Source organism: Aestuariicoccus sp. MJ-SS9 (genome assembly GCF_032586235.1).
Lineage (GTDB): Bacteria > Pseudomonadota > Alphaproteobacteria > Rhodobacterales > Rhodobacteraceae > Aestuariicoccus.
The window spans coordinates 1-24,709 of the sequence record NZ_JAWHTD010000051.1 but is presented as its reverse complement, the minus strand read 5'-3'; the positions used below and the strand labels follow the sequence as shown (position 1 = coordinate 24,709).

19 protein-coding genes are annotated in these 24,709 nt (G+C 65.6%); 7 read left to right on the top strand and 12 right to left on the bottom strand.

The features are described from left to right. Both RXV88_RS20645 and RXV88_RS20640 read right to left on the bottom strand, forming a co-directional pair. A partial coding sequence (locus tag RXV88_RS20645; protein WP_316295388.1) for a hypothetical protein occupies positions 1–1,462 on the bottom strand: 1,462 nt, incomplete at its 3' end. A 566-nt stretch (positions 1,463–2,028) separates the two neighbouring features. Next, positions 2,029–4,074 carry a CAP domain-containing protein gene (locus RXV88_RS20640; RefSeq protein WP_316295387.1) on the bottom strand — a complete coding sequence of 682 codons (2,046 nt, stop codon included), beginning with the start codon at positions 4,072–4,074 and terminating at the stop codon, positions 2,029–2,031. A gap of 217 nt (positions 4,075–4,291) precedes the next feature. Here RXV88_RS20640 and RXV88_RS20635 point away from each other — a divergent pair, with 217 nt between their 5' ends. Next, entirely contained in the window at positions 4,292–5,482 is a 1,191-nt protein-coding gene (locus RXV88_RS20635; protein WP_316295386.1) for an acyl-CoA dehydrogenase family protein, read from the top strand. Positions 5,483–5,775: 293 nt separating this feature from the next. Here RXV88_RS20635 and RXV88_RS20630 read toward each other — a convergent pair whose 3' ends face one another. From RXV88_RS20630 to RXV88_RS20600, 7 genes are read right to left on the bottom strand one after another with little or no spacing between them, the layout of a single operon-like run. Next, the gene (locus RXV88_RS20630; protein WP_316295385.1) at positions 5,776–7,041 is read right to left on the bottom strand and encodes an ABC transporter substrate-binding protein; all 1,266 of its coding nucleotides are present in this window, start codon (positions 7,039–7,041) and stop codon (positions 5,776–5,778) included. 30 nt (positions 7,042–7,071) lie between these two features. Next, entirely contained in the window at positions 7,072–8,025 is a 954-nt protein-coding gene (locus tag RXV88_RS20625; RefSeq protein WP_316295384.1) for a branched-chain amino acid ABC transporter permease, read from the bottom strand. Continuing rightward, on the bottom strand, positions 8,022–8,936 hold the full coding sequence (locus tag RXV88_RS20620) for a branched-chain amino acid ABC transporter permease (RefSeq protein ID WP_316295383.1): 915 nt from the start codon (positions 8,934–8,936) through the stop codon (positions 8,022–8,024). Before RXV88_RS20620 ends, RXV88_RS20625 begins: the two co-directional genes overlap by 4 nt. Beyond that, entirely contained in the window at positions 8,933–9,658 is a 726-nt protein-coding gene (locus RXV88_RS20615) for an ABC transporter ATP-binding protein (RefSeq protein ID WP_316295382.1), read from the bottom strand. Before RXV88_RS20615 ends, RXV88_RS20620 begins: the two co-directional genes overlap by 4 nt. Next, positions 9,651–10,424 carry an ABC transporter ATP-binding protein gene (locus RXV88_RS20610; RefSeq protein ID WP_316295381.1) on the bottom strand — a complete coding sequence of 258 codons (774 nt, stop codon included), beginning with the start codon at positions 10,422–10,424 and terminating at the stop codon, positions 9,651–9,653. The genes RXV88_RS20615 and RXV88_RS20610 overlap by 8 nt, the downstream gene beginning before the upstream one ends. Continuing rightward, positions 10,417–11,496: an aldo/keto reductase gene (locus tag RXV88_RS20605; RefSeq protein ID WP_316295380.1), complete on the bottom strand. Its 1,080-nt coding sequence runs from the start codon at positions 11,494–11,496 to the stop codon at positions 10,417–10,419. The genes RXV88_RS20610 and RXV88_RS20605 overlap by 8 nt, the downstream gene beginning before the upstream one ends. Next, a complete protein-coding gene (locus RXV88_RS20600; RefSeq protein ID WP_316295379.1) occupies positions 11,493–11,864 on the bottom strand; it encodes a TIGR04076 family protein in 372 nt (123 codons plus the stop codon). The genes RXV88_RS20605 and RXV88_RS20600 overlap by 4 nt, the downstream gene beginning before the upstream one ends. Positions 11,865–12,007: 143 nt before the next feature. On the opposite strand from RXV88_RS20600, the gene RXV88_RS20595 reads away from it, so the two are divergent. From RXV88_RS20595 to RXV88_RS20585, 3 genes are all read left to right on the top strand, one after another. After that, positions 12,008–13,468 (top strand): aldo/keto reductase, encoded by a 1,461-nt coding sequence (locus RXV88_RS20595; RefSeq protein WP_316295378.1) that lies wholly within the window; start codon positions 12,008–12,010, stop codon positions 13,466–13,468. A gap of 137 nt (positions 13,469–13,605) precedes the next feature. After that, positions 13,606–15,564, top strand: a complete 1,959-nt coding sequence (locus RXV88_RS20590) for a bifunctional 2',3'-cyclic-nucleotide 2'-phosphodiesterase/3'-nucleotidase (protein ID WP_316295377.1) — start codon at positions 13,606–13,608, stop codon at positions 15,562–15,564. A 311-nt stretch (positions 15,565–15,875) separates the two neighbouring features. Next, on the top strand, positions 15,876–18,401 hold the full coding sequence (locus tag RXV88_RS20585) for a PIG-L family deacetylase (RefSeq protein ID WP_316295376.1): 2,526 nt from the start codon (positions 15,876–15,878) through the stop codon (positions 18,399–18,401). A gap of 6 nt (positions 18,402–18,407) precedes the next feature. On the opposite strand, the gene RXV88_RS20580 is transcribed toward RXV88_RS20585, so the two are convergent. From RXV88_RS20580 to ubiA, 3 genes are read right to left on the bottom strand one after another with little or no spacing between them, the layout of a single operon-like run. After that, a complete protein-coding gene (locus RXV88_RS20580; RefSeq protein WP_316295375.1) occupies positions 18,408–18,734 on the bottom strand; it encodes a hypothetical protein in 327 nt (108 codons plus the stop codon). After that, positions 18,727–20,625, bottom strand: coding sequence for an OmpA family protein (locus RXV88_RS20575; protein WP_316295374.1), 1,899 nt, complete (start codon positions 20,623–20,625; stop codon positions 18,727–18,729). Before RXV88_RS20575 ends, RXV88_RS20580 begins: the two co-directional genes overlap by 8 nt. A gap of 60 nt (positions 20,626–20,685) precedes the next feature. Continuing rightward, positions 20,686–21,645, bottom strand: a complete 960-nt coding sequence (gene ubiA / locus RXV88_RS20570) for a 4-hydroxybenzoate octaprenyltransferase (RefSeq protein WP_316295373.1) — start codon at positions 21,643–21,645, stop codon at positions 20,686–20,688. 12 nt (positions 21,646–21,657) lie between these two features. Between ubiA and RXV88_RS20565 the strand changes: the two genes are divergently transcribed. The 3 genes from RXV88_RS20565 to RXV88_RS20555 all read left to right on the top strand — a co-directional run bounded on the left by RXV88_RS20565 (position 21,658) and on the right by RXV88_RS20555 (position 24,367). Then, on the top strand, positions 21,658–22,416 hold the full coding sequence (locus RXV88_RS20565) for a 16S rRNA (uracil(1498)-N(3))-methyltransferase (protein ID WP_316295372.1): 759 nt from the start codon (positions 21,658–21,660) through the stop codon (positions 22,414–22,416). Continuing rightward, the gene (locus RXV88_RS20560; protein WP_316295371.1) at positions 22,413–22,934 is read left to right on the top strand and encodes a hypothetical protein; all 522 of its coding nucleotides are present in this window, start codon (positions 22,413–22,415) and stop codon (positions 22,932–22,934) included. Before RXV88_RS20565 ends, RXV88_RS20560 begins: the two co-directional genes overlap by 4 nt. 62 nt (positions 22,935–22,996) lie before the next feature. Continuing rightward, positions 22,997–24,367 (top strand): glutamate--cysteine ligase, encoded by a 1,371-nt coding sequence (locus RXV88_RS20555; protein WP_316295370.1) that lies wholly within the window; start codon positions 22,997–22,999, stop codon positions 24,365–24,367. Positions 24,368–24,709 lie beyond the last annotated feature (342 nt).

The following is a 24,709-nucleotide window of genomic DNA, read 5'->3' as shown; positions in this document are numbered from 1 at the left end:
TGCCGGTGTTCTCGACCGTGAAGCCGTAGGTGATCACGTCGCCCGGCGTCGCAACGCCGTCCGCGCCCAGATCGAGGTTGCCGGTCTTGACCAGCGTGATGTCCGGCCTCGGGGTAAAGGTGTTAGTGATTACGCAGGTCGTCGCCTTGCCCGGCTCGATCTCGATCGTTCCGACGGTGACTTTGCTACCGTCGGAAACCGATGTCGCCCCTGTTCCGGTGCTGATCGGCGTGCCTTCGGTGGAGCAGCTGACGCCGATGTCGTAGCCAAGGGTATTGCCTACCAGCTGTTCGGTCAGATCGTAGGTGCCCGCGGGAACGGATTGCAGGCCGGTCGTACCGAATCCGCTGTCGGAGATCGCGGCATTGTCGGTGTAACCGACTTCCCAGTCGCCGGCCGAAGGGAGCCCCGCGCCGCCATCGTCCACGGTCTTGGACAGAAGGATCTGTCCGGGAACCGCGTTGGTGATTTCGCACTGGATGATCTGGTTGTTCGCCAGTTCGCCCGAGGCGATCGTATAGCTGTTGGACGCGGCGTTCCACGTGCCGATCGGGGAGCCGCTCTCGGTGCAGGTAAAGGCGGTCTGCGTATAGTTCGGGTCGAGAACCTCGGTCAGGACGACGTCGCCGGTGTAGCCGCCCGCGTCGTCATAGATCGATTCCGAAACGAAGAGCACTTCGGTCGCGGATTCATACGTATCCGTACTCCCGACCTGCGAATTCGCGTTCAGCGTGGCGGAGCCGGGGGCTGTGTTGTCCCCGTCGACCACGTAAGAGCCCGCGCTGCCGACAGAGAACTTCTTGAGCTGGATCTGCGGGCCGAAGGGAACAGTGACCGCTCCGCCGCTGATGCGGCACTGCTGGTTGCCTTGCCCAATGATCTCGTCGCTACCATTTAAGGTTGTGGAGGCCGTGGTTGAGTAACCCAGCACAAGGAAAGCCGAACTAATTGGCGCGTTACACCGGATTTGCAGCGTTGCGGTCGTTGATGCGGTGGCAGACGGCCCAATGTCTGGGCAATCCCCGTCCCCATCGATGTCACCAATGTTCGTTCCGGGGTCCAGGCAATCTGAAGAAACGACGTTGTAAGTTGTCGCGGACAATTGCTCCGCAACACCGACGCGAAAATCGTACCGGCCAGCACTCTGATCGTTCGTGACGGTTCCGCTTCCACTCACTTCGTAGAATCCGCCAGCCGACGTACAGAACGTGGCGGTAAAGTCGGTCACCGAGTAGGTCAGACTGCTGTCTTTGGTGCAGGCCGTACCGCCGGAGTCCTCCAGGATGTAATCGTTTGCCTGGGCGAGGGCGGCACCGACCGACATCAGCCAGAGGACGGCCACCACCAGTGGGAAGGACAGCAAGACCCGCCAGAAGCGCGTCAATCGCGCGGACGTCCCAGCCCCGGATCCTGTTTTCGAGAAATCCACTGCGGCCTGTGCCTTGGAAACATCTTCAAACATCAGTCAAGCTCCAACCCGGATCACCGCGCCGATAAAATTATCTGAAAGCTGCAAAAGCAGACGACGCATTCCCCCGGCTGAACACCTAAAGGCAATTCCTCAATTTTGCCTAGAATTTGTTGGAGTTGACTGGAAAATGCCATATTTCTGCCACATTCTGTTGGCCAAAAATGGACAGATCAACAAGATATAGGTGTATTGTTTCCGAAAGGCACAATGCCGGTTTTCGGCCAGGACGCGATCTTGCCACATTTGGAGAGAATCACCCAAGATCAAAGGGTTGAGCAAATTCGTTAAACTATCGTTAATCGAGTTATCCACACCTTGCTTTGCGCAAGTGTGGAAATTCTCTTTTTACGGTAGTAATTGATCTGATATTCAACTTATTGGCTAAATGGCGAATTGGGATTCACCTTTGATTTCTGGGTAACCCAGAATGTCCGCGAAAGGAACCCGACAAACGGCGGAAAGTCTGCGCGCAAAAGGTCAACCCGGCAGGGTCAGTCATTCGACCCGCAGACTGAACCTCAATAAAACGGTTTTGACTTTCGGGAACGCGCCGCAGATCAGAGGAAGAGGAAGTCGTCGGCGGTCAGATCGTCGACCCCGATCCCCGCGATCTTGATCTTGTTCCCGCCGTAGCCGACCGTGACGCCCGCCTCGCCGGCCACGGTCGCGGCCGTAATATCGAGCGCGTCGAACCGGCCCTGGGCCCCGGTTCCCGCCGGGGCGGAAACCCCGGTCAGGCGGAGCACGTCGCTGCCATCTTCGAAATCGAGGATCAGGTCGGTTTCGCCGTTCGTCAGTTCGTTGAACACAAAGACGTCCGCGCCGGCCCCGCCGGTCAGCGTGTCGTTGCCCGACCCGCCGTTGATCGTGTCGGCGCCATTGCCGCCGTCGATCTGATCGTGACGGCCGCCGCCGGATAGGAAATCGGCGTTGTCGTTGCCATAGATGGTATCGTCGCCTTCGCCGCCACCGATGCTGTCCGACCCGGCCCCGCCCGAGATCAGGTCGCGGCCGGTGCCGCCGCCCAGCTGGTCGTTCCCGCCGCCGCCGCTCAGCCGGTCGTCGTTGAACGCGCCGCCCATGATGTCGTCGCCCGCGCCGCCATCCATCGTGTCATCGCCTGCGCCGCCGCTGGCCACGTCCTTGCCGCCGCCCGCGTGGATCAGGTCGTGCCCCTGGCCGCCGCCGATGATGTCCGCGCCCTGGCCGCCGTTGAGCGTGTCGTTGCCAAGCCCACCGCCGATCAGGTCGTCGCCGTTGTCGCCATCGACGAAATCGTTGCCGTCGGAGGCCGCGATATTGTCGGCCCCGTCGCCGCCGAGCAGCACGTCGTCGCCATCGCCGCCGTTCAGAATGTCGTCGCCATCCAGCCCGTCGAGGAAATCGCTGCCGTCCTCGCCGAAGAGCGCGTCGAGACCGTTGGCGTCGACCTGAAAGCTCCAGGTTCCGTTTGCCCCGCCGGACGCACTCTCGATCACTTCGGACAGGGCGAAGGTGCCGTTGTTCAGCTCGATGAATTCGATCCCGCTGAGCAGGTCGACGCCCGCACCGGAAAAGACCATCGTGCCCGAGGTGGTGTCGAACACGGCAATGTCGGTCATGGTGCCGGAGATCACCGCGGTGTCGGTGCCCGCGCCGCCCTGCACGCGGTCGTTGCCCGCGCCGCCGATCAGACGGTCATTGCCCGCGCCGCCGGTCAGCGTGTCGTCGCCCCCCCGCCCGGAAAGGGTGTTGTCGCCGGAATTGCCGATCAGCACATTGCCCGTCGAATTGCCTGTCGCGTCGAGGTCGGACACCCCCAGAACGCCGGCGTTGAGCCCGCCCGCCCCCAAGGTCACATCGGCCGACGCCATAAGCGTCGTGCCGTCGACCACGTCGATCTTGACGTTCTCGCCGTCCATGTTCACCGACGCCGACATCGCGCCCACGGCGGTCGTGAAGGTCACTGTCGTGTCCCCGCCGGTCACCGCCAGAGAATATCCGCCCGCCGCCTGCGACGCGGCCGATGCCCCGCCCGACGCGATGGTGACGCCCTGCATGCCCTCGCCGACCGAATAGAAATCGTTGCCGTCGTCATCGGAATAGGCGACGCCGGTCACGAAGACCGCATCGTTGTCGCGGGCGAAGTTCTGCGTGACCATGGCAGAGTTGTAGCTTTGATACGTGCCGGTAACATGGCCGATGCCGATCTCGTTCACGCCGCTGCTAAGAATATTGAGACGGTGCCCTTCGCTGAGAAAGAGGTTGCGGTGCATCGCCTCGACCGCCGACAGCATGTCGAGCGTGCCGGACGATCCGCGAAAGGCGATGTTTTCGGCCCAGGCGAAGGTGCCCGTGGCCCCGTAGCCGGCATCGACCATGCGCTGCCCGGCGCTGCTGCCGCCCGCGCCGGTGTGGCTGAACGTGTCGGTCGTCATCATCCAATTGGAATGGGTCTCTGCCGCCTGCCAAAGTGCGGCGTCGGGGGCCAGCGGCTGCAGCGCCGATTGCGGCAGCGCGTCAAGCCCCTCGGTCAGCTCCATGCGGTCTGCTTCACCGACCGGGTCCAACCGCGCGCGGTTGACCAGCTCGATGAGTAGTTGTTCCCAACCCGACACGGACATTGCGGCTCTCCTGCTCGGCCTGCTTTAGTCCGTGTTTGTCAACAATCAGTTAGGCCTGAATTTGAGCGGATTGGGGCGAAATCCTGATCAATCCGGTCGCGAATGGGGCGGGTGCCGGGAAAACCCGGTGGCGCACCGCGGCGCGTTTGCCGTAAAACGGCCTCGCGCGGGTGCTTCGGGGCCTGCAGCGGCGGCAACGGATCAACGGGGGCAGACCATGAACGGCACGGGCAACGAGACGCTGACGGTTCCGGTGGGCGCAGACTGGCCCGATATCCGCGACGCCATCGCAAAGCTCTGCGATGGCTTTCCCAACGACTATTGGAATGCGCTCGACAAAGAGGGCGCCTACCCCTCGGACTTTGTGCGCACCCTGACCGAGGCGGGCTTTCTGGGCGCGTTGATCCCCGAGGAATACGGCGGCTCTGGCCTGCCGCTCGGGGCGGCGGCGGCGGTTCTGGAAACGATCCACGAACGCGGCTGCAACGCCGCGGCCTGTCACGCGCAGATGTACACGATGGGCACCGTGCTGAAATACGGGTCCGAGGCGCAAAAGCAGAAGTACTTGCCCGGCATCGCCAGCGGCGATCTGCGGCTGCAGGCGTTCGGCGTGACCGAACCCACCACAGGCAGCGACACCACCCAGCTGAAAACCCGGGCAGAGCGCACCGCCCACGACACTTATATAGTGAACGGTCAGAAGGTCTGGACCAGCCGGGCAATGGAATCCGATCTGATGCTGCTGCTCGCGCGCACGACGCCCGCGTCCGAGGTTCAGAAGCGATCGGACGGGATGTCGGTCTTTCTGCTCGACATGCGCGACGCGCTCGGCAACGGGCTGGAGCTGCGCAAGATCGACGCGATGATCAACCACAATTCCTGCGAGGTGTTCTTCGACAACCTCGAAATCCCCGCCGACACGCTGGTGGGCGAAGAGGGCAAGGGCTTCCGCTATATCGTCGACAGCATGAACGCCGAGCGCATCCTGATCGCCGCGGAATGCATCGGCGACGCGCGGTTCTTCATCCGAAAGGCGGTGGAATACGCGCAGGACCGCAAGGTTTTTGGCGGGCCGATCGGGGCCAACCAGGGCATCCAGTTCCCGATCGCCAAGGCCTATGCCGATCTGCAGGCCGCCGAACTGATGGTGCGCAAGGCCGCCGCTCTGTTCGATGCCGGGCGGAAACCGGCGGCCGAGGCGAACATGGCCAAGATGCTGGCGGCGGACGCCTCCTGGCAAGCGGCCGAGGTCTGCATGCAGGTCTACGGCGGCTTTGCCTTCGCGCGGGAATACGGGATCGAGCGCAAGTGGCGCGAGGCGCGGCTTTACCAGACCGCGCCGATCTCGAAGAACATGATCCTGGCCTATCTGGGCCAGCATGTTCTGGGGCTGCCGCGCAGTTACTAGAAGCGTTCGGCAGGGGGCACATGAGCCGCGACCAGCGCCTGCCCGTGGGGTGGCGCTGCAACGAAAAGTCTGCGCGCTTTATCCTCGCCAAGTCACTGCGTTGGTTGATCGGCGCGCCCACGTCGACAAAGCGCCAGCCCGCCGGGACGGGCAGGCGCTGGTCGCGGCGGCCTTCGGCCTTGATTCCGCGACTTGAGGCAAGCTGAACCAGGGGCGTTTCACAACACTTGGCGCACGAAAAAGGCCGCCGGACGATCCGGCGGCCCCGATACGCGGCAGTTTTGTGCCCCCGCTTACTTCAACGACGCGATAAAGCCGTCCACCTCGTCGAGCGAGATGTACTGCAGCTCTTCGATGCCGCCCTCGCCAAAGCCCCAGGTCACCGCGGGGGCCGACACGTCGCCATTGGCGTCGAACCGCACGTTGCCCGTCGCGCCCTGGAAAAAGACGCTGCCGCCTCCGGCCAGAACCTCCTTGGCCTTGGCGAAGCCCTCGGCATCTGCGGTGACCGGCGTTCCGGAGGGATCGGTCACCTTGCCCACCATCGCGGCGATCTGGGCGCCGGTGGCGTCCTTGCCCGCGGCCTCCATCGCCAAGAGCGCGATCATCGTCGCGTCATAGCTGTTGGCCAGACCGGGCCCGTTCGGCGGGCCGTCGAACCGGGCGGTGTATTGCTCGACAAAGGCGGTGGCGCTTTCGCTGCGGGGCGAGGCGGTGTCGGTGCCAATGGTGCTGCCGAGATACTGGAGCCCGACATTGTCGCGGAACTCTGTCGATTTCAGCGAGTTGGCGACGATCATGTTCTGCGTGCCTCCGAGGCTCAGCCATTCGCGCACCGCCGCCGTGCCTTCCTTGGGATAGAGCGCCATGTAAAGCGCCTCGGGCGCGCCTTTCAGCGCCTCGGTCACCTCGGCGCGATAGGAGGCCTGACCGTCGTTGAGCGCGACCGACGCGGTCACCTCGATCCCCAGCGCCTCGAGATCGGCAGCGATCAGCTTGCCGATGTCCTGACCCCAATCGTCGTTCTTGTAGAGAATGGCCACGGATTTATAGCCCTGGTCGCGGGCGACCATCGCGCCGACGGCGGCCTGCACGCCCGAGGTGGCGAAGGTGCGGAACCACAGACCGTTGGTCTTGCCCTCTTGCGCGAGGCCCGTGAAGGCGGTCGAGGACGAACAGCACGACATCTGCATCACCCCCGCCGGCACCGTGACCGAGGTCAGGATCGGCATCGACACACCCGAGCTGACCGCGCCCAGCAGCACCTGCACCCCGTCCAGATCGACCAGCGCCTTGGCCGCGTCCACGCCGACCTTGGGATCGACCTGGGTGTCGCGCAGAACCATCTCGATCTGGCAGCCGGCCACGCCGCCTGCCTCGTTCACCAGATCGACGGCGTATTGCGCCGTGGCAGCGATGGGCTTGCCCCAGTCCACCGACGTGGGCAGCACCGCGCCGATCTTGGTGGTGCACTCCTGCGCCGCCGCAGCGCCGCCAAGCGACGCCAGCCCCGCCGCGAGGCCCAGCGCCAGAACGCTGGTTTTCGTCATGATCTTCATGTCTGTCTCCCTGTGATTTTGACTTGTCTGTTATGTCTTGCGGTGCCGTGTCTGCGACACGGCCAACCGTTCCGGAAAGAGCCCCTCGGGCCGCCACAGCAACATGCCCACGATCACGAACCCGATCAGGATGAACTGCACCGACCCGGTGTAAAGCTGCCAGTCCTGCGGCGCAAAGCGCGACAGTGCCCAGCCGCTGGCCGTCCAGGCCCCCCAGATCAGAAAGGCCCCCATCATGGCCCCCTTGTTGTTGCCCGCGCCGCCCACGATCAGCATCGCCCAGATCTGGAACGTCAGGATCGGCAGCACGTCCTGAGGAGAGATAAAAGCGTAAAACGTGGCGTAGAGTCCACCGCTTAGCCCCATGATCACCGATCCGGTGATGAACGACGCCAGCCGCACGCGCGCAGGGCTCTTGCCCAGCGATTGCGCCGCCGTCTCATCCTCGCGGATGGCGCGCAGCAGGCGGCCGAAGGGCGACCGGATCAGCCGTTCGAGAAAAAGGTAGGTCAGCGCCAACAGGATCAGCACGACCGCCAGAAAGCCGAGGTTGTAGGTGAACCCGTCGCCCAGCGCCTGCCTCAACGGCCGTTCGAACCCGCGCAGTCCCTGCGCGCCACCGGCGAACCACTGGGCGTTGCGCAGGAAGGTCTCGACCGCGACGGCGACGCCGAAGGTGGCGATGGCTAGGTAATCGTGCCTCAGCCGAAGCGTCAGCACGCCCACGACCCAGGCCATGACCCCCGCCGCCGCCATTCCGCCCAGCAGCGCCAGCGGATACCAAAGCTGATAGCCCCCCAGATGCGCCGCCTGCGGCGTGCCGCCCAGGATCAGCGTGACGTAGCCCCCGGCGCCAAAGAACGCCACGACGCCGCCGTTGAAGAGCCCCGTGTTGCCCCATTGCAGGTTCAGCCCCAGCACCGCGATGCTCAGGATCGCGGCCACGGTGGTGAAGAACACCAGATAGGAAATGATACCGATCATGAGCGCGCCTCCCCGAACAGGCCCGTGGGCCGCAGGATCAGCACCGCCAGGATGATCAGGAACGGCACCGCCGGGCTGTAACCCGACGGCAAGAGCAGCAGCGCCACGTTCGACGCGATGCCCACCAGGAACCCGCCCAGCACTGCGCCGTAGATGCTGCCGATGCCGCCGACGATGGTCGCGGCAAAAATCGGCAGCACCAGATCGCGCCCCAGCACCGGGTTGATCTGGTTGGTCAGCCCGTAGAACACGCCCGCCGCCGCGGCCAGGGCGCCGCCGATCACCCAAACCGCCACGATCATCCGGTTGAGGTTGATCCCCGACACCTGCGCGAGGCTCGGGTTCTCGGCCACGGCGCGCAGCGCATAGCCGAAGGTCGTGCGCGACAGCACCAGGTGCAGGGCCCACATGATGATCAGCGCCGCCACCAGGGTGAACACCTGATCCGGCTTGACCAGTAGCAGCGGATCGCGGCTCAGGACGACGGCAAAGACGATGTCCTTGGAGTAAAGCTGCGCCTGCAGGCCAAAGATCAGCCCCAGCACGTTGCGCACGATCATCGCCACCCCGAACGAGGCAAAGACCATCGACAGCTCGCCCCCCTTGGCGCGCACCCGGCGGAACACCAGCCGGTCGATCAGCACCGCCGACGCGCCAGTGATCCCCATCGACACGAGGATCGCGCAGGCCAGCGCCCAGGTCAGGCTGAGCGGCCCGATGACGCCCGACAAGGGCGGATAGAGGGCCCCGAACACCCCGTCGAAAACCAGCGCCGCATAGGCCCCGATGGACAAAAGCTCGGCATGGCTGAAATTGGCGAAACGCAGCATGTGCATCGCCATCGTCAGCCCGATCGCGCCCAGCGACAGGATCGAGCCCACAAGAACGCCGTCGACCAGATGCTGGATCATGCCGGGGCCACCCGCTTGCCGCCCAGATAGATCTGGCCCACCACCGGATCGCGCAGCAGGTCCGCGGCGGGGCCGTCGACCTGGTTGCGCCCGTCCGCGAGGATGTAGCAATGATCCGCCAGCCGAAGCGCCTGTTTGACGTTCTGCTCGACCAGCAGGATAGTCACGCCGCGCTCGGTCAGGGCGCGGGTATGCTCCAGCACCTCCTCCGCGGCCTTGGGCGACAGCCCGGCCGAGGGTTCGTCCATCAGGATGACCGACGGCTTGATCGCCAGCGCCATGGCGACCGCCAGGAACTGCCGCTGACCGCCCGACAGCGCCCCGGCCTTATCCGATTGCTTGTCGGCCAGCGCCGGGAATTGCGCCAAAAGCGCGTCCAGCCGCGCCTGCCGCTCCGTCCCAGCGCGACGCAGCACCAGTTCGAGGTTCTGCCGGATCGTCAGGCTGCGGAAGATGTTGTCGGATTGCGGGACATAGGCCACCCCCCGCGCGCCCATCGTGTCGGGCCGGGGGTTGGTGATCGCCGCACCGTCCAGCGCCACCTGCCCCGAGGCGACCGGGACCAGCCCGGCAATCGCCTTGATCAGCGTCGACTTGCCCGCGCCGTTTGGCCCGATGATCACCGTCACCTGCGCCGCCCGCGCCGTGACAGACACCCGCTTGAGGATCGGCAGATCGGGCACGTAGCCCGCGACGATATCGCGTGCGACCAGCTCAGTCATCGGCCATCGTGCCCAGATAGGCATCCAGCAGCACCGGGTTGGCCTGCGCCTCGGCCGGGGTGCCCTGGAACACCACGCGCCCCTCGGCCAGCGCGATGACCGGGTCGCAATGCTGCATCACGAAATCCATGTCATGTTCGATGATGACAAAGGTTTTTCCGGCGCGGTTCAGCTCTTCGATCTTTTCGATCAGCACGTTGGTCAGAGTCGGATTGACCCCCGCCGCCGGTTCATCCAGCAGGATCACCTGTGGATCGCCCATCAGCACCCGCGCCAGCTCCAGCAGCTTCATCTGCCCGCCCGAGATCTGCCCCGCCGCGTGATCGGCCAGAGCGCCCAGCGTGACGAAATCCAGCACGTCGAAGGCACGGGCGCGGATCGCCTCTTCCTGCGCGCGCATCGCGCCCGCGCGAAGGAACGGGCCGGAAAGGCTCTCGCCGATCTGCGCCATCGGCGCGAGCATGACGTTCTCCAGCACCGACATGCGCGCGAAGGGGCGCGGGATCTGGAACGTCCGCCCCAGCCCCAGCGCGAACAGCTTGTCCGGCGACAGCCCCGTCACGTCCTGCCCCATCAGCCGCACCTGCCCCGCCGTCGGCGGCAGCATCCCCGAAAGCACGTTGAAAAGCGTGGTCTTGCCCGCGCCGTTCGGGCCGATCAGCCCGGTTATCGTGCCCGGCAGAATGTCGAGAGACACGTCGTTCACGGCACGGAAGGGGCCAAAATCCCTGGTGATGCCGCTGAGGCTCAGAACCGGATCAGCCATCGGCCCCCAGCACCTTGTCGGCGGGATTGGTGTTGAGGTTGTATTTCATGATCCGGCCGTGGCGGCTGGTGCGGTCAGCCTCGAGCGCGAAGACATCGCCGTTCGGCCCTTCGGCCTCGGCCAGCACGGCGCCTAAGCGGGCATGATCGTCGATGTCCAGCGTCAGGTCGAACACGTCGAGCGTCTTGGGCAGGTGCCGCGCATAGCGCGCGCCGACGATCCCCGCCGCGACCTGCGGCTGGTCCAGCACCCAGCGCGTCGCCACCGCCGACAGCGACACGTCATGGCGGTCACCCACCTGCTTGAGCGTGGCCAAGAGGCGCTGGAACCGCTCCCACGGGCCGAATTCGTCGATGATCAGGCGGTATTTCACCAGGCTGCGGTTTTCGAAGGCGTAACCCGGATCGGGCTGGCCCAGCCATTTCTCCGTCAGGAACCCGCCGGCCAGCGTGCCATAGCACAGAAGCTGCATGTCATGCTCCGCCGCCCATTTGGAAAGGCCCAAAGCTGGCCGCCGGTCGAGCACGGAATACTGAACCTGCGCCGCGCAGATATCAAAGCCCGCGTCGACGAAAGGCGCGATCTGCGGCACGTCCCAGTTGGTCAGGCCGAGGTTGCGGATCTTGCCCTTGGCCTGCAGGTCCTTCAGTACGCTCAGCCCCTCCAGCGGGTCGCCCAGGGACAGATCCCACCAGAAGAACTGCACCAGATCGAGCGTCTCGACCCGCAGCCGTTTCAGCGACCGGTCGATGATCGCCTCGACGTCCCTTGGCTGGATCGTCTCGAGCAGCGTCAGATCCGGCACCAGCTTGGTATGCACGCAGACCCTGTCGGCCACCGCAGACCCCCGGCGCGCCCGCAGATCGGCGATGAACTCGCCGATCATCTCTTCCACGCCGGTGTAGATATCGGCGCAGTCGAAGGTGAAGACCCCGGCGTCGACAAAGGCCTCCATATCGCGGATCGCCTGCGCGCGGTCCACCGCGCCATGATCGCCGGCCAATTGCCAGCCGCCCCGGATCACCCGCGAAATCCGGTGCCCCGGGCGCAGTTCTGTCGTCTCTACCGTCATTCGTTGTCCCAATATGGCGTGTCGCGGGCCTCTGGCAGGCCGGTCGTTTCGGCGTGCCGAAACCAGCGCTTTTCCCCGCGGGTGATGCGGAACCGCCCACCGCAATGCGGATCCGGGCAGGCGACCTCGGCATCGGTGCTGATCCAGTCGTTGGGCGCGGTCGGCCGCTGTTTCACCGGCAAAAGCGGCAGAAGCGCGGCCAGCGCGTACATCGACACTTTCTGCCCTTGGTCGAAGACCAGCAATTCGCCCTCGACCGCAAAGCTTTCGCCCTCGACATGGCGGCAGACCGAGGTGCGGTCGCCCACCACCGTCTCGACCCGCAGGTCATAAAGCCAAAAGCCGTCCTCTGCCGTCTCCGCCGTCATGGCACCCCAGAAAATTCCGCAGTCATGACGCATGGTTGCGGGGTTCGTCCGGGGTGTCAATCGGGTTGCACCCAGGGTTGCGATGGACAATTCCCTCCGCCGCCCCCTAGGGTCTGGACGACAACAGAAGACAGGACCTCCCGATGCCGACCCCAGACCGCCTGACCCTGACCGACCGCCTGACCCTCAGCCGCGCGCTGGTGGGGCTCTGGCAGGTGGCCGACATTGAAAAGGACGGCGACCTGATCGACCCCGAGACAGGCGCGGATCACTTGCAGGCTTATGCCCAGGCCGGGTTCGGCACTTTCGACATGGCCGATCACTATGGCTCGGCCGAGCTGATCGCCGGGGCGCTGTTGCGGCGCGATCTGCCCGACCGCCCGGTGATCTGCACCAAATGGTGCCCCACGCCCGGCCCGATGACGGCGGACGTCGTGCGCGCGGGCGTTATGGAACGGCTGCAACGGCTTGGCGCCGACCGGGTCGATCTGCTGCAATTTCACTGGTGGAGCTTCGAGCACCCGGCCTGGCTCGACGCGCTGCACGAGATGGCGCGGCTGCGAGACGAAGGACTGATCGGCGAAATCGGCGTGACCAATTTCGACGCCGCGCATCTGCATCTGGCGCTGGCCGACGGGATCCCTCTGGTCACCAACCAGGTGCCGTTCTCGCTGCTAGACCGGCGCGCGGCGGGGCCTTTGTCCGATCTTTGCGCCAAGACCGGCGTGCGGCTGTTGGCCTATGGCACACTGGCGGGCGGGTTCCTGTCGGAACGCTGGCTGGGGCAGCCGGAACCGGCCGAGATCACCGACTGGAGCAAGATGAAATACAAGCGCTTCATCGACACGGCGGGCGGATGGGAGGCCTATCAGACCGTACTGCGCGCCGCAGCGGCGATCGCGGACAAGCATGGGGTGTCGGTGTCGAACGTGGCCACCCGCTGGGTGCTGGAGCACGCTTCGGTCGCCGGTGTCATCATCGGCGCGCGGCTGGGCGAGGCGCAGCACATGACCGACAATGCCCGGCTGTTCCAGTTCGCGCTGGATGACGACGACCACGCGGCTTTGAACCAAGCCTTCGCCGTGACCACTCCCCTGCCCGGCGATTGCGGCGACGAATACCGAAAGCCGCCTTTCCTGACCGCGTCGGGCGATCTCAGCCACCATCTGGACGAAATGCCCACCGCCGTCACGGTCGAGCCGGTGCCGCACCGGCCCGGCGCGACCCGCGTGCTGACCGGCAGCGAATGGGAGGACATCGCGGGCTATTGCCGCGCGCAGCGGATCGGCGACCGCATCCTGGTGTCAGGGACCACCGCCACCGCCGGCACCGACCGCGTGGTCGCGGCGGGCGACGCGGGCGCGCAGACGACCTTTATCCTCGACAAGATCGCCAGCGCGCTGACCGCGCTGGGATCGGGGATCGAGGACGTGGTCCGCACCCGCGTCTACCTGTCCGACGCCGAGGACGTTCTGGCGGTCAGCCACGCTCATGGGCGGGTGTTCGGGGATATCAAACCGGCGAACACGCTCTTCGAAATCGCCCGCCTGATCGGCGATTACCGGGTCGAGATCGAGGCAGAGGCCATCGTCTGTACCCCCTGACGGCATCCGCGCCTGCGCCCAAACCCCGAACGGTTCTCGGCCAACCATCGCCACCCCGGCGGCAGCCACAGATTTGTCAAACGGCTTTCGCAGAATCGGTGCTAGGCTGACCCGGTCAACCGACCGAGGAATTTTCCATGCCTGTCACTTTCAACCGCCGCCAGTTTCTTGCCACCACCGCGGGTTTCGTTGCGCTGCATCCGTTTTCGGCCCGCGCCACCGCCAATCAGGCCCACCTGCGCCTGATGGAGACGACGGACCTGCACGTCCATGTCTTCCCTTACGACTACTACGCCGACCGGGCCGTCGATACCGTTGGCCTTGCCCGCACCGCCACCCTGATCGAGGGCGTCCGGGCCGAATCGACCAATGCGCTGCTGCTGGACAACGGCGACTTTCTGCAGGGCAACCCGATGGGCGATTACATGGCCTATGAAAAGGGCATGAAAGAGGGTGATATGCACCCGGTCATCCAGGCGATGAACACGCTTGGCTTTGACGCCTCGACCCTGGGCAACCATGAATTCAACTACGGCCTGTCGTTCCTGGCGAAATCGCTGGCCGGAGCGGACTTCCCAGTGGTGTCGGCCAACGTGGTCAAGGAAATGGGCGCCAGCCCGACCGAGGACACCACGCTGGTGCCGCCCTATGTGATCCTCGACCGGACGCTGCGCGACGGCGCGGGCACCGAACATCCGATCCGCATCGGGCTCATCGGCTTTGTCCCGCCGCAGATCATGGGATGGGACCGCAAGCATCTTGAGGGCAACGTCATGACGCGCGACATCGTCGCCACCGCCAAGGCCTATGTGCCGCAGATGCGCGAGCAAGGTGCCGACATCGTCGTCGCCCTGTCGCACAGCGGCATCGGCGCGGCCGCGGCCGAGGACGGGATGGAGAACGCCTCGATCCCGCTTGCCATGGTCGAGGGCATCGACGCCATCCTGACCGGGCACAGCCACCTTGTCTTTCCGTCCTCCAAGTATGACGACTGGGCCGGGGTCGATGTCGCCGCCGGGACCATCGGCGGCAAACCGGGCGTCATGGGCGGTTTCTGGGGCAGCCACATGGGGCTGATCGACCTGCTGCTGGAACGCGACGGCGACGGCTGGCGCATCCTGTCGCATACGTCGGAGGCGCGGCCGATCTCGAAGCGCAACGAGGACCGGTCGGTCACCGCTCTGGTCGACAGCTACCAGCCCGTACTGGACAGCGTGCAGGACTTCCACGACGCGACGCTGGCCTATGTCCGCACCGCGGTCGGCAAGACCGACGCGCCGCTGCACAGCTATTTCGCGCTGGTGGCCGACGATCCGTCGGTGCAGATCGTGTCGAACGCGCAGACCTGGTACATCGGGCAGATGATGGCGGGCACCGAATACGAAGGCCTGCCGATCCTTTCCGCCGCCGCCCCCTTCAAGGCCGGGGGCCGGGGCGGGCCGGATTACTACACCGACGTGCCCGAGGGCGACGTGGCGATCAAGAACGTCGCCGATCTCTACCTCTATCCCAACACGGTGCGCGCGGTGAAGATCACCGGGGCCCAGGTCAAGGACTGGCTGGAACGCTCGGCGGGCATGTTCAACCAGGTGGAACCGGGGGCGCAGGACGCACCGCTGCAGAACGCCAACTTCCCCAGCTACAACTTCGATGTGATCGACGGGGTGCGCTATCAGATCGACCTCAGCCAGCCGGCCAAGTTCGACCGCGACGGCAATGTCGTGGCGCCCGACACCAACCGCATCGTCAATCTGACGTTCCAGGGCCAGCCCATCGACCCGGCGCAGGAATTCGTCGTCGCCACGAACAATTACCGCGCCTCGGGCGGCGGATCGTTCCCGGGCGCGAACCCTTCGACGGTGATCTTCGAGGCGCCCGACACCAACCGCGACGTCATCGTGCGCTATATCGTCGAGCAGGGCACCGTCAGCCCCTCGGCCGATGCCAACTGGTCCTTCGCGCCGATGGACGGCACCACGGTGCTCTTCGAAACCGGCCCAGCGGGCGCCAAATACGCCGAAACGCTCGAAGGCATGGACCTGAGCCCGGCCGGCACCAGCGACGCCGGATTCGCGCTGTTCCGGCTGGCGCTCTGACGATCACGCCTTGGCCGCGCCGCCCGATCTCATGGCGGCGCGGCGCATTCAATTGTTGCCCGTATGGAAACGTATTGTTCACGCCACGCGGAATTTTTCGTCCGAAGACTGTGGCGATTTCATGTTAACTTTGTGGCGGAAATTTTCGCCGACTTGGCAAAAACGTTTAATTTCAGGCGGCTGGAGGTCGATCTGTTGATTTCAGGGTCTTGAGAAGACGCCCGAGCGAATCTGCCATCGCCCGCCCGCGCCGCGCTCTTGCGCCGAAATCGACCGAAAGACGTTGATCCGGAGCGCCGACAGGAGCCGACATGCCGCCCTATGATCCAACCCAGCCTCTGGCCGATATCGAAGATATCAACGGCGCGTTCGAAATCGAGGTCGTGGCGCGTTTCGACGATCTCGGCGGGGGATATTGGCAAAGGCTGTTTGATCTGGGGGACGGGCCGAACACCAACAACATCCTTCTGACGCAATACGAAAACACCTCGGACATCATGTTCGTCCTCTATCAGGACGGCATATCCTACCGCGTCACCGCGCCCGAGGCGATCGTCCAGGGCGAGACAGCCACCTGGAACGTCGGCATCGACCCGGACGGGCTGATGTGGATCGACAAGGACGGCGCGCGGCTGGCCGAGGCGCAGGCGACGGTGCCTATCGACATGGCGCGCGCGCATGAACTTCTGGGGCAGTCGAACTGGGCCGAGGACACGCCGCTGGACGGCGCGGTTCTGGGCATCGACGTCACCAACGCGGGCGATCCCGACGATGGCGGCCTGCTGAATGCCCCGGCGCAGATCGACGGGGCGTTCCAGTTGGACGTGGTGGCGCGGTTCGACGATCTGGCGGGCGGCGAAGGCCAGCGGGTCTTCGAATTCAGCGACGATTCCGGCGACCATACCATCATGCTCTCGCAGATCGGCACGACCGACGACATGATGTTCGCCATCCGTCAGGACGGCGTATGGCACACTCTGGTGGCCGAAAACGCCATTGCCGAAGGCGAGATGGCCCATTGGTTGGTGGGCGTGGATCCCGACGGGCTGATGTGGATCGAACAGAACGGCGCTCGCCTGGGCGAGGCGCAGGGCGTCGTGCCCGCCGATGTGGACCGTGCGAACCTGCTGATCGGCGACACGCTGCAATCCGGCGACGACCCGCTGGACGGCGTGGTGCTGGGGCTGACGATCACGCAGGATGGCAGCGCGGGACCGACCGACCCTGTCGACCCGGTGGACCCCGTGGATCCGGTGGACCCTGTCGACCCGGTGGATCCTGTGGACCCCGTAGAACCGGTGGATCCGGTCGACCCCGTCGATCCGGTGGAACCCACCGATCCTCCGACCGGTACGACCGTCGAACAGATCGACGGGGCGTTCCGGGTCGATACCACGGTGCGTTTCGACGACATCCAGGGGGCCTATTTCCAGCGCGTCTTCGATTTCGGCGACGGGCCGGCGACCAACAATATCCTTTTGGCGCAGGTCGAAAACACCTCTGACATGATGCTTGAGCTTTGGCAGGACGGCGCCGCCTACCGCGTGATCGCCCCCGAGGCGATCGTCCAGGGCGAGACCGCCGACTGGAGCGTCGGCATCGACAGCTCTGGCCTTATGTGGATCGACAAGGACGGCGTGCGCCTGGCGGAAAATCAGGGCGTCGTGCCCGCCGACGTGGACCGCGCCAACCTTTTGGTGGGCGAATCCAACTGGCCTGGCGACCCCGCGCTGATCGGCGAGGTCCTGTCGCTGAGCGTGACCCAGACCGACGCGCCCGTAGACCCTGTCGATCCGGTGGATCCCGTGGACCCTGTCGATCCGGTTGACCCGGTAGACCCTGTCGACCCGGTAGACCCTGTCGATCCGGTGGACCCGGTGTCGGGCGACGGCAGCGGCGACATGTTCATCGTCGCGCATCAGGACGACGACATTCTCTTCATGAACCCCACGCTCTATGAGGCGATAGCGGGCGATGCGCCGGTGACCACGGTCTACCTGACCGCCGGCGATGCCGGCATGGGCCAGGATTACTGGGGCGCGCGCGAGGACGGCGAGCAGGCGGCATACGGCCATATGGCAGGCTCGAACCAATGGGTCGACGAGACCGTGTCGCTGACGGTGGGCGGCATGGAATACAACATCGCCAGCAGCTATCTCGCCGATCAGCCCGAGGTCCGGCTCTATTTCCTGCGCACACCCGACGGGTTCGGCGCGGGCGACGGATCGGCGACCTACGACGAACAGAGCCTCGCAAAGCTGTGGGACGGTTCGCTGACCTCGGTGACCACCGTCGATGGGGCCAACACCTATACCGACGACGCGCTGTCGGACGTGCTGACCGCGCTGATGGGGATTCATGCGCCCGAGCAGATCCACATTCAGGATCACACCACCAGCTATGCCGATATCGAACATTCCGACCACATCCACGCCGCGGAATTCGCGACCGCCGCGATTGCGGATTACGGCGGCAACGTCACCGTCAGCAGCTATATCGGCTACGCGACCTGGGGGCTCGAAGAGAACCTGACCGTCGAAGAAGAGGCCATGGTGCGCAGCACCTTCGAGGAATATTCCGCCTACGATCCGCAGGTCTTTGGCAGCGATGGCGCGCTGATCGGGTCCTACGAGGAATGGCTGATGCGGGAATACGTGGCCGACGAATACCAGCTGACCCCCTCTGCCGCCGCCTCGACCAATGTCATGAGCCTGGCCGACCCCAACGACCCGGCGGCGCTGTTCGAAGCACTGATGCAGCCCGCGGGCGAGACATCGCTCGATCCGGATTACACCGCGATGCCCGAGGAAGAACTGGAGGACCCGGTCTTCGTCTGAGCCTGATCAGGCGTGGCCCTGACGCTCCAGATAGGCGCGCAGTTCCTCGGCCTCGTGCCGCGCCTCGCGCAGGCCCTCCATCGCGGCCGACAACTCGGCCTCGGTCTGGGCCAGCTGGTTGGTCAGCTCCGCCTCGCGCTGCTGCAGATAGGTGATCGCCTGATCGCGGGTTTCCTCGGCCTCGTGCAGTTCCTGGCTCATCCGCTCCAACTGATCCACGTCGGCCTGGCTGACCCGGGTGAAGCGGTGAATGAGCCAGTTGGCGAACCATCCCAGACAAAAGGCCACGAACAGGATGATCGCAGTGGTGACGATAAATTCGGTCCTATTCATCCCCGGTTCCTTCCTCGGCCGATGGGTCCCCGGCTGATTGTTCCACGGCTTCCAGCGTGGTTTGCTGCTCTTCCACCGGTTCGGGGCGGATCAGTTTGAATTCGATGCGGCGGTTGGCCTCGCGGCCTTCTTCGGTGCCGTTGTCGGCGATGGGCATATCCTCGCCAAAGCCTTTGGCGCGGAAGGTCGAGGTCAGAACCCGGCGGTCGCGCAGGGCGTTCAGCACCGCCTGCGCCCGATCCTGGCTGAGCTGCTGGTTCATCACTTCGCGGCCCTGGCTGTCGGTATGGCCCTGGATTTCCAGCGGGATCTCGCCGCAGATCTTCAGCAGTTCGGCGATCTCGTCCATGATGTCCTTGGCCGAGGCATCCAGCGTGGCCGAGCCCGGCTCAAACGTGATCTTGCGGTCGCCGACGATCTCGACGATCTGCGCCTCGCATTCCTCGGGCGTCGGGATGCCCAGCAGCGGGTCGAGCTTTTCCTGATAGGTCACGTCGATGTCGAAGGTCTGTTCCGCGCCCAGCTTTTCGGCCAGCAGCGCGGCGATCTCGGCCTCGGCCTCGACCAAGCCGGTGTTGCCGCTGATGGCGACGCTGTCGGGGGTCACGGTCACCGCGCCGTTGGACAGATACGACAGCGCCTCAAGCGCGGCGAGCGCGCGGACCGACCAGCCCTGCGGCAGGCTGTCGTCGATGCGCGCCGCCGTATAGACCGTGGCCGACCCAAAGGCCGCACGGGCAAAGCTGTCGGCGGTCTGGCGGGCGATCTCGTTGTTGAGCCGCCCGCGCAGCTGCACGGTGCCCTCGGGGCTCAGCGTGGCCACGAATTCCGGCGGGCCCTGATCGGGTTCGGTGTCGGGCGGCTGCGGCAGCACCGCATCCAGCGCGAAGACATCCGGAAGATTGTTCTCCAACTCGCCCACGACACGGTCGAAAACCGCCTGCGGCGTGCCTTCGACGGCGACGATGGTGATGTCGGCATCCGCGATGGTCAGCGTCTCGCCCCCCATCTCTGCCAGAGCGTCAATGGACATCTCGACCGCCTCGGCCCAGCGGCTGGTCGGCACCCCGAGCCCGAGCGTGCAGTCGGTCTTGCCCTCGAGCCCCGCTCTGGCCGCGGCGGCCAGAATGCGGCGGCGCGCCTCTTCGGTGTCGGCCGAACAGGCGTTGAACCGCGCCCCGTCCGCGTCCAGTACAAAGCGCAGCGCGAATGGCGAGATCACCGGCCGCGGCGACGACAGGTCGAGCGCCAGCCGCAGGCCCTCGGGTTTGCGGCGCACCAGCTCGGCCTCGAGACGCAGGCGCGATTCGGTGTCGTCGGACATTGCCTTGATCGACACGCTGCCGGCCTCGACCGTCATCTTCGAGCGGGGCAGGTCGCGCAGGGCCGCCACCGCATAGCGCAGCGCGTCGGTCCATCCGTCCGGCGCCGGGAAATCCGCCACTTCAAGCAGGTCGGACACCGCACCCTCGCCGCCGAGACGCTGAACATCGGACAGCAGCCGCTCGCGGTCTGTGGTCGCGGGCAAGAGCCCGATCAGCGAGATGCCGGCATCGTTGCGCAGGATCTCGATCGAGAATTTCGGCGGCGCGATAGCGGTGGTTTCGACCACGTTCATCTGGTCGATCAGCCGCGCCGCATCGACCACCCCGCCCGCCACCGACAGCGCGCGAAAACGCTCGGCCTCGTTGGGGGCCTCGCCGATCACGAAAAGCTGAAGACCGTTGGCGTCCACATCCGCCCAATCCAGCCCCTCGAGGTCAAGCGCGTTGAGCACCCCGGTGCGCGACCCGTCCTCGACCACCTGCATGGCGAAAAACGCCGCCACCAGCGAAACGGCGCCCGCCAGCGCGAACGTGCCAAAGGTCACGAAAAAGGAAGACAAGCGCATCTGCCGCCTGTGGGTTGTGAGCGTGGCCTATCTGATACGCCGCTGCGGCGCGGGGTGCAATCACGCGAAGAGTGCAAGCGCGAAAAACACCACCGGGATCAGGCCGGCATCGCGGTTGGACCGGAAGAGCGTCAGCAGCCGGTCGTTGTCGTCCAGCTTGAGCCGCCGCAACTGCAGCAGCATGTGCCACCCCATGGCCCAGGGCCCGGCCAGCAGCAGCACCAGCGCCAGGATCTCGCCGCGCGGCGCGGCAAGGACGATGGCATACCCCATCAGCGCCACCGTGGTCACCAGAAACCACGCCAGCCAGCGCGGCGTAGCGTCTCCGAACAGGCGCGCGGTGGATTTCACGCCGATCAGCGCGTCGTCCTCGGCGTCCTGATGGGCGTAGATCGTGTCGTAAAAAAGCGTCCAGGCCATCCCCGACAGGTACAACAGCACCGCCGGCCACCCCAGCGTGCCGGTATGCGCGGTCCAGGCCAGCAGGGCACCCCAGTTGAAGGCGATGCCCAGGAAGATCTGCGGCCACCAGGTGAAACGCTTGGCGAAAGGATAGATCGCGACCGGCAGAAGCGACAGAATGCCCAGCAGGATGGCGTTCACCGGGAATGTGATCAGGATGCAGAAGGCCACCAGCGACTGTCCGACGGCCCAGGCCAGCGCCTGTTTGGCGCTGACCTGCCCCGAAGGGATCGGCCGCGACGCGGTGCGCGCCACCGATCCGTCGATATCTCGGTCGGTGATGTCGTTCCAGGTGCAGCCCGCGCCGCGCATCAGCACCGCGCCGATGCCGCAGCCCGCAAAGATCCACAGATCGAACCAGCGCGCCTGCCCATCATGCACCATCGCCAGCAGCAGCCCCCACCAGCACGGCAGCAGCAAAAGCCAGGTGCCGATGGGCCGGTCGGCCCGGCTCAGCCGCAGATAGGGGCGCAGCGCGCGGGGGGCGTACAGGTCGACCCAGTTGCCGCTGACGGCATCGGCAACTTGGCCCTCTGGTGTTGTCTCGGGTTGGCTCATATGGTGCGCCCCATGCGTGCGAAGGTCAGGCTTTATGTAGATCACCCGCTGGGCGCGGCACAACCGGTTCCCCTGTCGCGGGAACAGGCGCATTACCTTTTCGGCGTGATGCGCCTGGGTGCAGGCGATGCGGTCGCGCTGTTCAACGGGCGCGACGGCGAATGGACCGCCGAGGTCGCCGAGGCTGGCAAACGCGGCGGCACGCTGGTCTGCCAGGATCAGGCCGCCCCGCAGGCCGACCCGCCGGATCTCTGGCTGCTTTTCGCGCCGATCAAGAAGGCCCGCACCGATTTCATCGTCGAAAAGGCGACCGAAATGGGCGCGCGCCGGATCGTGCCGGTGCAGACGGACTTTACCAATGCCGAGCGCATCCGGCAGGACCGGCTGCAGGCCCATGCCGTCGAGGCCGCCGAGCAATGCGGCGGCACCTTCGTGCCGGAGGTGGCCGGGCTGATCCGGCTGGACCGGATATTGACCGACTGGCCGGAGGGCCGTCAGCTGATGTTCTGCGATGAAGCCGAGGCGCCCACCTCATCCGCCCTTGCGGGCGTCTTCGGCGCCCCCGGCGAGGACGCCCGCAAGGGCGGATCGAGCGGCCCCTGGGCCATTCTGATCGGTCCCGAAGGCGGCTTTTCCGACGCCGAACGCGCGCGTCTGCGGGCCCTGCCCCATGCCCACACCGCCCGCCTCGGGCCGCGCATCCTGCGCGCCGACACGGCGGCGGTGGCCGCGATGACTCTGTGGCAACTGCGTTGCGGGGATTGGCGATGATTCGGCCCGAGGCGGCCAGAACCCTGCACCGTTGGCGCGAAGCACTGGCGGGCGCGGCGCTTGTTCTGCTGGGGCTTTACTGGGTTTTCGGCGTGGGCGGTCTGCTTTACTGGATCGGTTTCGCCGTTGCCTGCGCGGGTGCCGCGCTGGTCGTCGCGGGCTTTCAGCGGGCTCGGTTCCGCAGCGGCGGCGGCGGGCCCGGCGTGGTCACGGTCGTCGAAGGCCGGATCGGCTATTTCGGGCCGCTCTCGGGCGGCCTGGCCGATCTCGAAGACCTCACGCAACTGGTGCTCGACCCGACCTCATATCCCCCGCATTGGCAGCTGCATCGGGCCGGCCAGCCACTCCTCGCCATTCCGCTGAACGCGGAAGGCGCGGACCAACTCTTTGACGCCTTCGCCAGCCTGCCCGGCATGCGCACCGAGCGTATGTTGCGCGAGATGCAGAACGCCGGGGCCGCGCCCGTGGTGATCTGGCGCGCGGAACATGTGCGCCAGACAACCCTTCGGCTGCATTGACACCCGGCCGGTTTGCGACCATCCCTTGGCCCGCACGCAACCCCAGACCGGAGCCCATTCCCATGTCCATTCCCCAATCCGGCGGCGGGCCGATCGAGCGCCATGAACAGCTTGCGGAATATCTGGCCTCGGGCTGCAAACCCAAGCAAGACTGGCGCATCGGAACCGAGCACGAGAAGTTCGGCTATTGCAAGGACAGCCTGAAACCGCTGCCCTACGATGGCGACCGCTCGATCCGCGCTGTTCTGGAGGGTCTGCGCGACCGTCACGGCTGGTCCCCGGTCGAGGAAAGCGGGCTGATCATCGGGCTCGAAAAGGACGGCGCCAACGTCAGCCTGGAACCCGGCGGCGCGCTGGAATTGTCGGGTGCCCCTCTAGAGACGATCCACGAGACCTGCGACGAGGTGAATCAGCATCTGCGCGAGGTGAAGGACATCGCCGACGAGATCGGCGTCGGCTTCATCGGCCTCGGCGCGGCCCCGATCTGGCGCCATGACGAAATGCCCCTGATGCCCAAAGGCCGCTACAAGCTGATGGACAGCTACATGCAGAAGGTGGGCACCGACGGCACTGCCATGATGCGGCGCACCTGCACCGTGCAGGTGAACCTCGACTTTTCGTCCGAGGCGGACATGGTGCAGAAGATGCGCGTGGCGCTCGCACTGCAGCCCGTGGCCACAGCGCTTTTCGCCAATTCGCCCTTCTTCGAGGGCAAGCCCAACGGCCACAAAAGCTGGCGCAGCCGGGTCTGGCGGCATCTCGATGCGGCCCGCACCGGCATGCTGCCTTTCGTTTTCGACGAGGGCTTCGGCTTTGAAGCCTGGGTGCAGTACGTGCTCGATGTGCCGATGTACTTCGTCTACCGCGACGGCAAGTATATCGACGCGCTCGGCATGTCCTTCCGCGACTTCCTGAAAGGTGAGCTGCCCGCCCTGCCCGGCGAACGCCCGCTGATGTCGGACTGGGCCGACCACCTGACCACGGTCTTCCCCGAAGCCCGCGTCAAGAAATTCATCGAGATGCGGGGCGCCGACGGCGGCCCCTGGCGCCGGCTCTGCGCGCTGCCCGCGTTCTGGGTGGGGCTGACCTACGACCAGGGCGCGCTCGACGCGGCCTGGGATCTGGTCAAAGGCTGGGACGCCGAAACGCGCGACGCGCTGCGCGTAGCCGCCTCGGTCGACGGGCTGCAGGCGCGGGTCGGCGATCTCAACATGCACGATCTGGCGCGCGAGGCCGTCGCCATCGCCGACGCCGGCCTGAAAGCCCGCGCCCGCCCCGGCGCGGGTGGCCTCATCGCGGACGAAACGCACTTCCTCAACGCCCTGAAAGAGAGCGTCGAGTCGGGCAAGGTGCCCGCCGACGAGTTGCTCGATCACTACAACGGCGACTGGAACGGCGACCTGACGCGGATTTATTCCGAGTACAGTTACTGAGACGGGTGTTCGTGCGGCCCCGTCGGACCGGGGGCGTTGCCCCCGGACCCCCAGAGTATTTTCGCCAAGAAGAAACAGTGAAGGAGTGCTTGGGCCCAGCATAGGTTGCATACATGGCGACGTACGTCATGCATTGAGGCTATCGATGGCCCGAAGCGCCGCTTCATCTTCTTCTTGGTCCAAATACTCCGGGGGGTCTGGGGGGCTGGCCCCCCAGCCGGGGGGGGGGGGGCGCCCCCCCACCGTTTTGGTATAAAACTGTGAAACACACCACCAAGACCGGCCCCCCCCCCCCGCGTGCCCCCCCACCCCCCCCCCCACACTCAAACACAAACAAGCCCC